A 12300-nucleotide genomic window follows, 5' to 3' on the forward strand; every position below is an offset into this window, starting at 1 on the left:
CTTCACCACTACGCAACTGCTGAGCTGCTTTCTTGTAATCAATTTCTAAGTTGTCCATAATATAAAAACTGTGTTAAACTACTTTTATTGTAGCTTGACACAGTTTAATTTACACTCTCAACGCGAATAATGTTACCAAACAAAATACACATCACTTCTTCTTTTACAATAAGCAACAGCCACATCACGTGCCGCTTTTATTCTAGTTTTTTCAAGATCTGTCTCACGTTGTGATTGTCTTTCGATGAGTTCAACTGCCCGCCGAGCTTCTGCATCTTTAGTTTGCTTGATTTGCGTGCATAGTTGTTTGGCTTCAGTAGCACAAGAGCTTGTCATATCTATTTGTTGTAGATATTCGACTGCCGCATCAAAATTACCATTAGAGAATTCTGCCCGAACTTTCTGAATGACATTATTGCATTCCTGCGTTTGGTATTGACGATAAATTGTAATTATCTCGTTATTGACTTTTGTGTAACCAGAGATTGTCGCTGGACAAGAAAACAACAGAGCCAGTCCTTCACCATATTGTTGAATATTGGCGAAAGTGCGAGCACGTGATATAACAGAATTAAGATTATGCTGATAGTAATCTATGATTTTGTCTTTAGCCTTATTTACAAAGTCTGTTAGACGTTTGTCTTGGGCGGACAATTTAGAAATGGCATTTTTTATTGCGTCATCATCAGAGAATCCTTCTCCACGTACAGTAACGACACAACTTGCAAAAGTTGTACTTGTGGCAAGATTGGTACAGACAAAATTGAATTGTATGTCGCTTGTATGTATATTCCTCATACTGCCTTCAACAACTTGTTTATTAACGAAACTAATCTCTGGCTTTATGGCAATGGTACTTACTTCGGCTGTTTCAACTCCACTTTCTGTCATGGCTGGCAAGAACTTGCTCCTTAGCATCTTTGCAGTATTATCACTTAATTGACAATTACCAACAGAAAGTGCAAAAGCTATTTCTATTCCTTGTGCGAAAATAGTTGCATAAGAGGTCAGCAAGATTATCATTGTAAGCAATACTTTTCTCATAATCCACCCTCCTGTTATTTAATGGTTACAATCAGCATATTGTTGCTTGTAGTTCTCTCAATCTTGATTCCAAGATTCTTGAAAAATGTCAGCAGCTTCAATCCAAACTTATTGATATTATATGTTCTTCCGTTCTCGTCTTTTAGCGGTATGCGAATATCGTCGAAGAGCATCTGCTTGTCGGTTGTTCCCTGGATATGGTAATTGCCTTTATAAGCATTTTCTTCTACCCACATTTCTAATGCATCGGACAAAGCAAGACCGTCAGCGCCAATCTCTTGCGACATAGAGCGAGATGATGTCTCGTCAATGCCGACTGTTACCGCTATGGATTGTCCGTTTTCAGCTATGTCCATCAGTTTTTCCTGCATGGTGTTCAAGAATTTGTCCATCCCTATCTCAACAGCTCTTGATGTAAGTTTACCATAGTCATCGGTGTAAAACTTACCACTTTCGCACACAGCATTGGAAAGCGAATTTGCAGTAGATGTTTCATAACCAGACAGGATTACTTTCATGGCATTGCCGGAAGGAGATTCCAACAGGCTTATTTCCGCTTCGACATAAACATCTGCACCAGACTGTTGTATAATCATAGTCTTGACATCCTGTTGTTGGGTATTGCCTAATGCGGTTGCTTTTGACAAGGCTTTTAACTTGGCAAAAAAATCAACTGTTGTATACCCCCTTTGGTCGAATGCTTCCTTTATCTTGGTCAAGGCAATACGCTTATTCACGTCATTCTCCAAAACGGTACGTATGTCTTCACCTTGCGTTGTATATGGTATGACCATAATCTTTGGTCGTGCCGTAGGTAAAGGAGTAACTTGAGACTCTATGCTTTGTGCCCATGTGCAGCAGAACGCACACAGCCCCAATAGTATTGTTACAATTTTTTTCATACTCATTTCTTGATAATTAGGTTACAACGAATTAAATTGTGAGAAGCTTTACTATTTTCAATAGCAGTAATGATTTTGCTTGACACGCTGCATTCGGCGAATGACTCTCCTGATAGTTTTGTCACCTTGGCCTTCCCGAGTTCTGACGGATACGGTTTGCCCTCAAGCATCTCTACTGATTCTATCGTAAACATATCGCCGACCTTGATTCCGGCTTCCTTGCCAACATTGAGAAGTATCGTGCTTTTACCTATCGTCTTCAAGACTTTTCCTTTGACAGGAAAATTGATACGGAAATATTCGTAGATATCGGACTGTAAGCTTTGCATGGCTACAGTAACGGCACTCTCTGGCGACAGCATTTCCTTACTGCATTTTCCATCAAAACTCTGCGCCTCATTGCTTACGCCTGTCTCTACGTCAACAACTTTCAATTGAAATGCTACACTCGCTTTATAGCCACGTGTGCTTCCGTCACCGTTCTTCATGCGATAAACTGGAATCTTGACAATATGACCTGTTACCAATTGCTCGGCAGCAACAGCCGCACCTTGTTCTGCAAGATTATGGCTGTCGAGAAAAGCCTCGCTCTTCTGTAGTTCAAGCTCATCCATTACTTTATCACGACTTGTTCTGTCAACAACAACAAAACGGTGAGTGTTAGTCAACATTTCCACAACTTTCTCTGTTATAAGTCCTGTGTACGGACTCTCTTCATCGCAGGTAAACTGAGTTACGCCTATGACAGGGCGGTCATCGGCTGCTAAGGAAACTTGCGTATATCCACAAAGGATACACGCAAGTATGACCGCATATAAAATACGAAAATTTCCCATTACAGATTCTTTGCAGTTTTTGCTGTTTCAATCATCTGCTTGATGGCAGCGACCTTTGCCTTTGATTCTTCAAGCAAGACTGGGTAAGCATCTTTTGTAAAGGCGAGAGCTGATGCTATCTTAGCTACTTTCATTGGATTTTTGTTAGTAGAAGATGCCTTGGTTGCAGCTTCTGCACCTTTCCCCGCCTCAGCGATAGAAACACCTTCTGCAGTTAGAGTTGTGCCTAATGCGACAAGTTCCTCTACGGTAGGCTTCTTGATGGTTACGTCTGTAACACCATCCTTTGTTTCGCCAATCTGACGATAATAAAGGTCTTGAAGTAAAGCTGATGATGCTGCGGAACTGATGGCTGCATTGTAAACTCCCTGTACATAGGAGTCAACATCTGCAATTCCTGTTTGCTTTGGCTGTTTAGAGCAAAGTTTCTCCAATTTTGCACAACGGTCAATACTAGCCTTAATGTCCTCTTTGGACTGACCGAAACAGAAAGATACCGACATTGCGAGCAATGCTGCGGTAACGAATAAAAATCTTTTCATCTTGTATTATTATTAAGATGGCTGCCTGGCTACCACAGCAGGGTTATTTTTTTTTTGGTGGATATACAAAATAAAAAACGTGGAGCCAGTCTGTCACTCGTTCCACGATTCGTAGGCCTTCGCATTGCCCTGTCAGTCCGAAACGAGCAACGCCGAAAGCCCCACGTATGTGTAAATATATAAATACCCTTTTTGCAACGAATGCGAAATGCAACCGAAGCCAATGAGGGCTGTATACAATACACCCATGAGACGTTCCTTGTTGCTTTGTTCTTGACTGACAAATGAGTTTGCGAAGTTCACGAATCGTCAAAACCAAAGCGTCAGATACGCCTTTTATTATGTATATGTCTGCCCAACCTCTGCCCCTCGAGGCTTTCGGTATGGGTATAGACGTTACAAAGGTAACATTTTTATCTCATATTCTTTCTTTTTTTATAGACAAAATGTGTTTTTATGGTCTGATTTAACACTATTAAATACAAATATATCAAAGAAATCTTCTTTCCCATGATTTTTCTTGCTCAAAAGTCTGTGTAATCAAAGATTATTTCGTATCTTTGCAACACGAGAACCCGCCAAGCCTCTCAACGATGCTCAAATGTGCGGGTCGTTTTTGTTTTATAATTTGAGCATGTCGAAGTACATGGTTCTAATGTGTTAAAACGATGACAGGTGGATCAGCTCCATAAAGTCAGCTATCAATGCCCATCTAATGAAAACAGCCAACTTTCAATAAAAAAACAGTGATATATTGTTAATAAACAGAAAAACACTTGTTTTCTGAAATATTATCTGTATCTTTGTACATTAATTATTAAGAGTAAGATTATGGCTTCAAAGAGATATCCTTTGGGAATACAAACGTTCTCCGAAATCGTGAAGGGGAATTACTTCTATGCTGACAAGACGGCTATCGTCTATCAGTTGGCTCATTATGCCAAGTTTCATTTTCTGAGTCGCCCACGTCGATTCGGAAAATCCTTGTTTGTATCTACCCTCCAGGCTTACTTCGAGGGCAAGAAAGAGCTATTCAAGGGACTTGCCATCGAACAGATGGAGAAGGAATGGACGGCATATCCTGTCATCCACCTGGATCTGAGCTGTGGTAAGTATTATAGTTTGGAGAATACTAAAATCATATTAAACAATATCCTTAAAGTTGAAGAGCAGAAATATGGAATAGAAGTTCCAGAATCTGAGCGTGAAGGCTTTGGGGCTCGCTTTAGGGATATTTTGCTTGCTGCTACCGCTCAAACAGGGAAGCAAGTTGTCGTTCTCATCGACGAATATGATGCTCCAATGCATGATTCTGTCAGTGACGAAGACTTGCAGAAGACCATCCGCAATATCATGCGAGATTTCTTCAGCCCCTTGAAGCAGCAAGAGGGAAACATCCGCTTTGTATTCATCACAGGCATCTCCAAGTTTAGTCAGCTCAGCATCTTTAGTGAATTGAACAATCTCAAGATTCTCACGTTGAAGGATGAATACAGTAGCTGTTGTGGTATTACCAAGAGTGAATTGACTCAGTATTTCCGTGAGGGAATCGAGGAGATGGCTGAGCATAATGGACTTACTTATGAGGAGACCTTAGGGCAACTCAAGCAGCATTATGATGGCTACCATTTCAGTATCAATAGCGAGGATATCTTCAATCCTTACAGCATTATCAATGCTTTGGATGATAAGGAGTTTAATAGCTATTGGTTTACATCTGGTACGCCTACGTTTCTGGTGGAGTTGTTGCAGCAGAAGAATTTGGATATGCTCAATCTGGACGATCTGTGGATACAGGCATCACGTTTTGATACACCTACGGAAAAGCTTGCTGATCCTATTCCTGTCCTTTTCCAAAGTGGCTACCTTACCATTAAAGGATATGAGAAGAAAGGCAAGTTGTATCATCTCTGTTTCCCAAATCAAGAAGTAAGACAAGGTTTCTCGGAAAGTCTCGTCAGGTATTATTCTGCGCAAGACATGAACAGATATGATGCCATCGTGTATGCTTATTCCAAGAATGTGCTCATCAATGACGACATGGGTGCCTTTATGCCTCACTTGAAGGCATTCTATGATAAGTTCCCATATACGATTATCAACAATAATGAGCGTCACTATCAAGCCGTGATATTCACCATCTTCACCATGCTTGGCGAAGATGTGAAGGTGGAGCATACCACTTCGGATGGAAGAATAGACCTTGTGCTCAAGACGGATAAGAGTATCTTTATCTTTGAGTTGAAATATAAGAAGTCTGCCGACATCGCCATGGCGCAAATCAGCGACAAGGACTATGCCAAGGCTTTTGCCGATGATGGGCGAAAGGTTGTGAAAGTGGGTATTAACTTCTCGGAAAACCAGCGAAGTATAGAGGATTGGGTGATAGAATAAATGAAATAGAAGAAAGTTGGTGACCTTCATCAGGTGTATGTCACCACACTATATAGATAAAAATATGCCTGAACAGGAGCGGTAACTCGATTTTTTAGGTAGTTACCGCCCCATTTCAAGCATGTTTTGTTCTTTTGTACAGTCGCAGAACTTAGATAATCACCGCCGTTCCGCTGCATGTTACCATCAGCATGGAGCCGCTCTTTCCTACGGTTTCGTAATCCAGGTCGATGCCCACGATGGCGTTGCAGCCCAGGGATGCGGCACGGTCGGCCATCTCTCTGAGGGCTGTATCCTTAGCCTCGCGGAGGGTGCTTTCGTAAGAACCGCTTCTGCCGCCGATTACATCACGGACACTGGCAAAGAAATCCTTTACAAAGTTGGTACCGATGATGGTTTCGCCGGTCACTACGCCACGGTATTCACGGATAGGGTGGCCTTCTATTGTTGGAGTGGTACTTAAAATCATAACGTATGTTCTAAATAATTGAAAATTAAAAACTTATGCAGACTGCTTTTTTCTTGTGCAGTTTTTATTCAGGTTTTTCACGATTTCGGGCGTGAAGCCAGTTGCATAAAACTCCCCAGAGCCAAGGAGCAGCCAGTATGGGTTGATGTGGTAGTCACGGACTAGGAACTGAACCCAAGACGGACGAAAGCGACCGTAGTACTCGGTAGGCTTTTCACGCAGGGACATGATGTTCCAGCGGTTGATACCATACCGGTCGGTTATTGTCTTCAGACCGCCAACGCAACCATCAGCCTTCAGGCGGTCGATGGCAGAGAAGAAACGAACTACTATATCCACATCAGCGGACATCAGATTTTTATCTTCCATATTCATTTTATCTTTTTGTAGGCACGACAGAAAACGCTTTCCAGCCTTGCCCGGTGGTTATTCAATCTTTGCGACCAGTCCTGCAACTGAGCCAGCGAGGGACGAGAAGCCAGCAGACCATCCACCTCGGAAGGGGTTAGCACTGGCAAATATTTCTCGTAGGCGAGAAGAACGCTAAGATACTTCATTCAAACAAGAATTGCCGAGGTTGTTTCTTTCTTTTAATTTCATCAAAGCCACCTTTGGCAACATCAGCTAGACTTTTGTAGGTATAGAATGATGAGGATGGAAGAAACCCTTTTTTGTTTTCGATGGTAACACCTTCTGCGGATGGGATAAAGAGGAAACCTTCTACCTTTCCAGTTGTTACCTCGTTTCCGTCAATCGTGTCGTCAAGCCTGTAAGTCCTACCCTTTTCTTCACCTTCAAGTGAGACAAGAAATTTGAGCGTTCTTTGCAGTTCGTTTCTTCCACGAAACCTAAGATAGAAAGATTCAATCATCTTGGCTGAATTAACATTGTTTATCTGCCAGTAATACACCGTGTCTTTTTGCGGCTCAAAAACGGTGTAGCTAATAACTGGAGAAACGTCATAACTCCTAGATAAAAGTGTTTGCGAACGCACACCCACGCACGCAAGCGCAAGCACGAATAACATTATTATCTTTTTCATATTACTTTTCGTTTAAATGGTTAATATTTCTTTCGTAGAACTCATTCCAAGCCTTTTTCTTGATGAAGATGAAGAAGAGAAGCAGTCCTAGGGCGACCATCAGCAGATAGAGCGGATGGCACAAGACACCGAACCCGAAGGAACGCTGGAAGTCGATGCAGAACGAAATCAGCACTCTGTAGGTAGAGAACGCCCGATGCACCCAGCAGAACCCATAGGCTAGACTGACGATGATCCAGGCGATGAAGCCGAAGAGCGAGCAGTCGAATATCCACTCCGTGAGTTTTACCCGAATGCCGAACGAGAGCAGGGTGCAGTGCACCAGCATCACAAACGCACCCACTGGAGGGATGATGCCTATTATCAACCTGCTGGCTTTCCATAGCCAGCTTTTACCGAGAGCGGCAAGAAGAACCTTCTCCTTCCGCTCTATGAAATCCTCATCTTTCATCGTTACTTAGAATTTTAGTTGATATTGTACCTGGAGCGAGAACTAAAGTTCACGCAACCACTTCTGACCTTTCTTTGATTTCAAGAAAATGCCGAATGCAATGGTCATTCCCAATGCCATCACGTTAAATAACAAGAATGCATCCATAATCTTTATTTTTTAAATTTCATTATATAATTTGCAAGGTACGCAAGTGATGCGCCACAAGCCACACCCGACACCAAGCAGACTTGATGAACCGCCTGCAATGGGTCACCAGTTAGTAGAGGAGACAGACCACCGACAGCAACGCTTCCGTACATCATTTTCGAGCAGTCGTACAGATACCCAGCCAAGAGTTTTCTTCTGTCCGTCTCCCTATCATCTGTTGTTTTCTGACTAACCATTCTTTTTCATTTTGCAAAGTTACTAAATTATTTCTGTCCCACAATGGCAAGCAGCGTTTTTACTTGACTTTGCAGGAACTCATTCTGTTCTCGCAGCAGTTTATTCTCAGCAGCCAAGGCTGCATCACTACCTATTGACTGAGAAACGTTGGAACTGTTCGAGCCATTGACGTTCGACCCGATAACAGCCGCTTCCATCTCTGCAGGGAGGGGAGGGGCACACTTGTCGATGATTGCTTTTATTGCAGATATAAAGTCCGATTTCAGACTTTTAGCCTTTAACTTGCCATTCAGATTTTGTGGGCTTGTGCCCAGTTCTTCAGCAACAGAAGCAAGAGATAACCCTCTCTGCCTCAAATATGTTTTCATTTCTTCACCAGTCATAGTTAATTCTAAATAAATTAAAACTAAAGTAAACAATTTATAAATATAAACACAAATGTTTGTGAATATAAATATTTTATTGTATTTTTGCAACCGAATTACAGAACGAGTTTAAAAACTCTTTTGCAAAGATAAAGAAAATAATTTAAAATACAAATAAAATGGGAGAAAATTTTAATTATGATTTCAGAACCCCACTGCAGAAGCAGCAGGACGAAAGAAAGAAGAACATCATAGCGATGTTTGCAGATTTCCGAGCAAAGGCACCTGCCGAGACCTCAGACAGCAGAATAATGCTCGCAGTTTCACAGCGTGTTGGTTGCACCCAGCAGAACGTGCGTGTTATCCTCATAAAGGCTGGATTGATAACACCAAAGAAGAGACGTGCAGCCGTGCGCAAATAATCAAGTAGAACCAATTTAAACATTCAGAGCGTATGAAGAAGTTTATCGAGATTATCACAAGTGACGAAGTATTATCCCTGGCAGTTGCCATCGTATTAGTAACTTTAATTTTTTGGAGGGCTTAGTTATGACGAACGAAGAACCAAAGGTAGCTGACGCAGGCAGATACACCATGACAGAAACCTGCAAGGTACTGGGCATCCATCGCAACACCCTGCGCAGATGGTTGCAGGCTGGTAAGATTAAGGTCAAGTTCCGCAGAATCGACAACCGCAAGGTTTTCGAGGGCAGCGAGATTAAAAAAGTCTGGAGGATTGCCCTATGATGAATGCCTACGAAAAAGCGAAGCAGCTTACCGCCAAGTGGGAGCAGGAGCGAAAGGACAACAAGCGACTGGCAACCATGAAGGAAGCGGAAAGACGCATTCAGGTAAGGGAGTTCGACAATATGCTTTGTCTTTCACTAGACGGAGTTCCGGTGCTCCCGATGAGCGAGTTCAACAAGCAGACGCTTGCGGACGCACGTCTGACATTCTTTAACTATTTAATCAGACGGTAAGAGCCTATGGAACCAAGAATTATCAAACAATGCGAAGAGGCAATGTACGATGCCATCTGGCTGGAGTTAGACCGTGATCCACAGCGACCAGCGGTTGCAAGGGTAGACATTAAAACAAAGGCAGGCGACATCTGCGTATGGTGCGACAGAACCGGAAACACAGCGGTCGTGACGCACAAGAATAACAACAACGACAGCGAGCGGCTGGAGGAAGCTATCGAGGGTTGCGTCAACTATCAAGACGTGATGGACGACTGGTTGGAAGAGAACAGCCAATACGCAGACCAAGACCCGATGGACGCCTTCGAGGAAAGCAGGCTCGACAGCCTTATGGCTCAACTGGTTTGATTACGATGTTAAACAATTATTATATGGCTCCCTGCAGCGGCAGGGCAAAGGGCGCACGCAAAACTCATTTTTCAAGGTTATCTAAAATTAGTTGTTTTTACCATGCAATATGCGGAAACGACAGCGTGCGCCCTGCAACGGAAGGGCATCCACCAGCAGGCAAGGGTGGCATAGCAATCAACTGGGGTTCGAATCCCCAGCCTTCCACTAGAGTTAATGAACAATAAGTTGAACAATAAAAAGAACGAATTATGGAAAATGAAATTATCAATGTAAGCGGTGGCGAAATGCTGGAAGCCATCAACCGCTCGGAGATTGACGGACAGATTGCAACAGCGCACAAGTTCCCGAGAGACATCATGCAATGCAAGCAGAATATGGTCGCACTGGCAGCGATGGACGATGATGTAGCCTACAACTGCTTCTATCACCTCGAACGACAAGGTAAGGACGGAAAGACAACAGTAATCGAGGGTCCTAGTGTCCGATTTACAGAAATCATTTCTGCATGCTGGAAGAACCTGCGCATCGCTGGACGCATCATCGCAAACGATGGCAAGACCATCACGGCACAAGGCGTCTGCCACGACCTAGAGAGCAATGTTGCCTACTCTACCGAAGTGAAGCGCAGCATTCTGACATCGAAAGGCTACACTTACTCGCAGGACATGCAGGTGGTAGTTGGCAATGCAGCCGTGGCGATCGCCCAGCGTAACGCAATCTGTAAGGTCGTGCCGCAGGTATTGATTGCAAGCGTGGTGAAGGATGTGCAGGCGAAGGCACTGGAGCACATCAAGCAGACTGGCGTACAGAGCCAGTGGAAGAGCTGCGTAGCCTGCTTCCAAGCCTACCAGGTGACAGACCTTATGCTGCTTGATTACATCGGCAAGAAATCAGCCGAGGAAGTCACGGCAGAGGATATTCAGAAGCTGGCTGGTGTGTACAACGCCATCAAGGAAGGCACAACCACCGTAGAGGAGACCTTCAAGAAGCCAAAGCAGCAGGAAGCAATCGCACAGCAGGCGCAGGCAGCAGCCGAGAGCGCACAGAAGAAGGCTGAGAAGGCAATGAGCCGCAGCCAAGGAAAGACTGGCACAGCCGCAAAGAAATAGTTTAGTTTATAAAGTTATAACGTTTGCCCGAACCGCCACGGCACAACCTATGGGGTGGGCTCCCATCATAACCTACCAAGGGAAGCCGTGGCAACTATTAAACATTCAGTAAAAATTATGGCAGAAAAAGAAAACAATAAAAGACACAAGAGCACCATCGACAAGTACTTTAGCAAAACCGCAGATGGTTTCAAGGCATGGGCAGAGGAAGACGAGGAAGAAAGAAACTATCTGCTTGTTGCAATAGAGCCGACTGGAGATGTAGACGAAGACGGAAACCAAAGTTACGATTTACATATTTCCTACCACGGTAAAGCCAATTCCCTCGCAAGCGGAATTGGTCAAACAATGCAAAAGGAGGAATTCCTTCGCTCGGTCGTTCTTTCAGCAGCTAGAAAATTCTTTTTTGATAAATAAAAACATTCAGACAATGAAACAGATAATCAAATATAAAAGCAGAGAGGAGTGGTTGCAGAACCGCTCCAAGGGAATAGGCGCAAGTGAAGCAGGCACAGTACTGGGACTGAATCCGTGGGAGACCCCATACCAGTTGTGGAGACGCAAGAAGGGTATCGACCCACCAAAGGCTGAGAACTTTGCGATGGTTGCAGGACATCTGCTGGAGGATGCCGTGGCGCAGTTCTTCAAGCGAGAGAGCCACTGCCACATCATCAAGGCGAGCACGGACGACTACACCATCACGAACACCGATACTCCGTATCTGAGAGTAAGCCCAGACCGTACCTTTTGGAGAGTCTCTGCAACGCACAACGAAGCGAGCAAGAGCATCCTAGAGTGTAAGACCACGCAGATGCAGATAGACGCAGACGACCTCCCGAAACATTGGTTCTGCCAGCTTCAGATGAACCTCGGAGTGGGCGAATACAAGGACGGAGCACTTGCCTGGCTGACAGCAGGCAGGGAGTTCGGCTACCGTGACATCGACTTCGACCCCGAATTCTTCGGATGGATGAGGGACGAGATAACCAAATTTTGGCTTGACTACATCGTGGGCAACCAAGAACCGCCAGCATACAGCGCACAAGACGTTCTCCTAAAGTCTCCTCTACATGTAGCTGGCAAGGAAGTGACTGCAACGAAGGAGATACTCGAACAGATTGCTAGGCTCAAAGAACTCAAGGTTCAGAACAAGAAACTGGAGACCGAGCAGGATGAGATTGAGGACAACTTGAAGCTGTTCTTCGGGGACGCAGAGAGCATAGTTTCGGATTCCGGAAAAACGCTGGCAACGTGGAAAGCACCGAAGGCAAGCGAGAAGTTCGATGCCAAGGCTTATCAGGCAGACCATCCTAAAGAGTGCGCCAAGTACATCAAGCAGGTGCAAGGCGCAAGAAGATTGCTCATTAAGTAAAGGCAGGGCTTATGGCTGTTCCTATATCAAAAACCGACCTAAGGAATATAATTTCC

At 44.0% G+C, this 12300-nt stretch carries 18 protein-coding genes; 9 read left to right on the top strand and 9 right to left on the bottom strand.

Features of this window, described 5'->3' with window-relative positions; translation table 11 throughout:
- Nucleotides 1–132: 132 nt before the first annotated feature.
- The 4 genes from NNC77_RS10690 to NNC77_RS10705 are packed head-to-tail and all read right to left on the bottom strand — an operon-like array spanning nucleotide 133 to nucleotide 3324.
- The gene (locus NNC77_RS10690; protein ID WP_254971004.1) at nucleotides 133–1044 is read right to left on the bottom strand and encodes a hypothetical protein; all 912 of its coding nucleotides are present in this window, start codon (nucleotides 1042–1044) and stop codon (nucleotides 133–135) included.
- 14 nt (nucleotides 1045–1058) lie between these two features.
- Nucleotides 1059–1946, bottom strand: coding sequence for a DUF6175 family protein (locus NNC77_RS10695; protein ID WP_254971003.1), 888 nt, complete (start codon nucleotides 1944–1946; stop codon nucleotides 1059–1061).
- 2 nt (nucleotides 1947–1948) lie between these two features.
- Entirely contained in the window at nucleotides 1949–2782 is an 834-nt protein-coding gene (locus NNC77_RS10700) for a CsgG/HfaB family protein (RefSeq protein WP_118066865.1), read from the bottom strand.
- Nucleotides 2782–3324, bottom strand: a complete 543-nt coding sequence (locus NNC77_RS10705; RefSeq protein ID WP_147347066.1) for a hypothetical protein — start codon at nucleotides 3322–3324, stop codon at nucleotides 2782–2784. The genes NNC77_RS10700 and NNC77_RS10705 overlap by 1 nt, the downstream gene beginning before the upstream one ends.
- 831 nt (nucleotides 3325–4155) lie before the next feature.
- Between NNC77_RS10705 and NNC77_RS10710 the strand changes: the two genes are divergently transcribed.
- Nucleotides 4156–5718 carry an ATP-binding protein gene (locus NNC77_RS10710; protein ID WP_254971002.1) on the top strand — a complete coding sequence of 521 codons (1563 nt, stop codon included), beginning with the start codon at nucleotides 4156–4158 and terminating at the stop codon, nucleotides 5716–5718.
- A gap of 151 nt (nucleotides 5719–5869) precedes the next feature.
- On the opposite strand, the gene NNC77_RS10715 is transcribed toward NNC77_RS10710, so the two are convergent.
- From NNC77_RS10715 to NNC77_RS10730, 4 genes are all read right to left on the bottom strand, one after another.
- Nucleotides 5870–6187, bottom strand: a complete 318-nt coding sequence (locus NNC77_RS10715) for a heavy metal-binding domain-containing protein (protein ID WP_117587376.1) — start codon at nucleotides 6185–6187, stop codon at nucleotides 5870–5872.
- Nucleotides 6188–6220: 33 nt separating this feature from the next.
- Complete coding sequence (locus tag NNC77_RS10720; protein ID WP_254971001.1) at nucleotides 6221–6556, bottom strand: hypothetical protein; 336 nt, start codon at nucleotides 6554–6556, stop codon at nucleotides 6221–6223.
- A gap of 184 nt (nucleotides 6557–6740) precedes the next feature.
- Entirely contained in the window at nucleotides 6741–7229 is a 489-nt protein-coding gene (locus tag NNC77_RS10725) for a hypothetical protein (RefSeq protein ID WP_147347159.1), read from the bottom strand.
- 1 nt (nucleotide 7230) lies between these two features.
- A complete protein-coding gene (locus NNC77_RS10730) occupies nucleotides 7231–7680 on the bottom strand; it encodes a hypothetical protein (RefSeq protein WP_254971000.1) in 450 nt (149 codons plus the stop codon).
- A gap of 178 nt (nucleotides 7681–7858) precedes the next feature.
- On the opposite strand from NNC77_RS10730, the gene NNC77_RS10735 reads away from it, so the two are divergent.
- Nucleotides 7859–8062 (top strand): hypothetical protein, encoded by a 204-nt coding sequence (locus NNC77_RS10735; RefSeq protein WP_254970998.1) that lies wholly within the window; start codon nucleotides 7859–7861, stop codon nucleotides 8060–8062.
- A 31-nt stretch (nucleotides 8063–8093) separates the two neighbouring features.
- Here the strand turns inward: NNC77_RS10735 and NNC77_RS10740 are convergent, their stop codons facing one another.
- Nucleotides 8094–8450 (bottom strand): hypothetical protein, encoded by a 357-nt coding sequence (locus NNC77_RS10740; protein ID WP_254986889.1) that lies wholly within the window; start codon nucleotides 8448–8450, stop codon nucleotides 8094–8096.
- Between the two features lie 161 nt (nucleotides 8451–8611).
- On the opposite strand from NNC77_RS10740, the gene NNC77_RS10745 reads away from it, so the two are divergent.
- The 7 genes from NNC77_RS10745 (at nucleotide 8612) to NNC77_RS10775 (ending at nucleotide 12244) form a co-directional block, all read left to right on the top strand.
- The gene (locus NNC77_RS10745) at nucleotides 8612–8854 is read left to right on the top strand and encodes a hypothetical protein (protein ID WP_144152341.1); all 243 of its coding nucleotides are present in this window, start codon (nucleotides 8612–8614) and stop codon (nucleotides 8852–8854) included.
- Nucleotides 8855–8981: 127 nt separating this feature from the next.
- Nucleotides 8982–9179, top strand: a complete 198-nt coding sequence (locus NNC77_RS10750; RefSeq protein WP_118220291.1) for a helix-turn-helix domain-containing protein — start codon at nucleotides 8982–8984, stop codon at nucleotides 9177–9179.
- The gene (locus NNC77_RS10755) at nucleotides 9176–9412 is read left to right on the top strand and encodes a hypothetical protein (protein WP_118220290.1); all 237 of its coding nucleotides are present in this window, start codon (nucleotides 9176–9178) and stop codon (nucleotides 9410–9412) included. Before NNC77_RS10750 ends, NNC77_RS10755 begins: the two co-directional genes overlap by 4 nt.
- 6 nt (nucleotides 9413–9418) lie before the next feature.
- The gene (locus tag NNC77_RS10760; protein WP_254970993.1) at nucleotides 9419–9760 is read left to right on the top strand and encodes a hypothetical protein; all 342 of its coding nucleotides are present in this window, start codon (nucleotides 9419–9421) and stop codon (nucleotides 9758–9760) included.
- Between the two features lie 251 nt (nucleotides 9761–10011).
- Nucleotides 10012–10872: a hypothetical protein gene (locus tag NNC77_RS10765; protein WP_254970991.1), complete on the top strand. Its 861-nt coding sequence runs from the start codon at nucleotides 10012–10014 to the stop codon at nucleotides 10870–10872.
- Nucleotides 10873–10989: 117 nt separating this feature from the next.
- On the top strand, nucleotides 10990–11289 hold the full coding sequence (locus tag NNC77_RS10770; protein WP_254970990.1) for a hypothetical protein: 300 nt from the start codon (nucleotides 10990–10992) through the stop codon (nucleotides 11287–11289).
- A 13-nt stretch (nucleotides 11290–11302) separates the two neighbouring features.
- Complete coding sequence (locus NNC77_RS10775) at nucleotides 11303–12244, top strand: YqaJ viral recombinase family protein (protein ID WP_254970989.1); 942 nt, start codon at nucleotides 11303–11305, stop codon at nucleotides 12242–12244.
- Nucleotides 12245–12300 lie beyond the last annotated feature (56 nt).

It is taken from the genome of Segatella copri (genome assembly GCF_024330485.1).
GTDB classification, from domain to species: domain Bacteria; phylum Bacteroidota; class Bacteroidia; order Bacteroidales; family Bacteroidaceae; genus Prevotella; species Prevotella copri_L.

Coding starts and splice junctions, on each gene's coding strand:
- NNC77_RS10690 (WP_254971004.1), bottom strand. CDS start 1,044: ATGAGAAAAGTATTGCTTACAATGATAATCTTGCTGACCTCTTATGCA.
- NNC77_RS10695 (WP_254971003.1), bottom strand. CDS start 1,946: ATGAAAAAAATTGTAACAATACTATTGGGGCTGTGTGCGTTCTGCTGC.
- NNC77_RS10700 (WP_118066865.1), bottom strand. CDS start 2,782: ATGGGAAATTTTCGTATTTTATATGCGGTCATACTTGCGTGTATCCTT.
- NNC77_RS10705 (WP_147347066.1), bottom strand. CDS start 3,324: ATGAAAAGATTTTTATTCGTTACCGCAGCATTGCTCGCAATGTCGGTA.
- NNC77_RS10710 (WP_254971002.1), top strand. CDS start 4,156: ATGGCTTCAAAGAGATATCCTTTGGGAATACAAACGTTCTCCGAAATC.
- NNC77_RS10715 (WP_117587376.1), bottom strand. CDS start 6,187: ATGATTTTAAGTACCACTCCAACAATAGAAGGCCACCCTATCCGTGAA.
- NNC77_RS10720 (WP_254971001.1), bottom strand. CDS start 6,556: ATGGAAGATAAAAATCTGATGTCCGCTGATGTGGATATAGTAGTTCGT.
- NNC77_RS10725 (WP_147347159.1), bottom strand. CDS start 7,229: ATGAAAAAGATAATAATGTTATTCGTGCTTGCGCTTGCGTGCGTGGGT.
- NNC77_RS10730 (WP_254971000.1), bottom strand. CDS start 7,680: ATGAAAGATGAGGATTTCATAGAGCGGAAGGAGAAGGTTCTTCTTGCC.
- NNC77_RS10740 (WP_254986889.1), bottom strand. CDS start 8,450: ATGACTGGTGAAGAAATGAAAACATATTTGAGGCAGAGAGGGTTATCT.
- NNC77_RS10745 (WP_144152341.1), top strand. CDS start 8,612: ATGGGAGAAAATTTTAATTATGATTTCAGAACCCCACTGCAGAAGCAG.
- NNC77_RS10750 (WP_118220291.1), top strand. CDS start 8,982: ATGACGAACGAAGAACCAAAGGTAGCTGACGCAGGCAGATACACCATG.
- NNC77_RS10755 (WP_118220290.1), top strand. CDS start 9,176: ATGATGAATGCCTACGAAAAAGCGAAGCAGCTTACCGCCAAGTGGGAG.
- NNC77_RS10760 (WP_254970993.1), top strand. CDS start 9,419: ATGGAACCAAGAATTATCAAACAATGCGAAGAGGCAATGTACGATGCC.
- NNC77_RS10765 (WP_254970991.1), top strand. CDS start 10,012: ATGGAAAATGAAATTATCAATGTAAGCGGTGGCGAAATGCTGGAAGCC.
- NNC77_RS10770 (WP_254970990.1), top strand. CDS start 10,990: ATGGCAGAAAAAGAAAACAATAAAAGACACAAGAGCACCATCGACAAG.
- NNC77_RS10775 (WP_254970989.1), top strand. CDS start 11,303: ATGAAACAGATAATCAAATATAAAAGCAGAGAGGAGTGGTTGCAGAAC.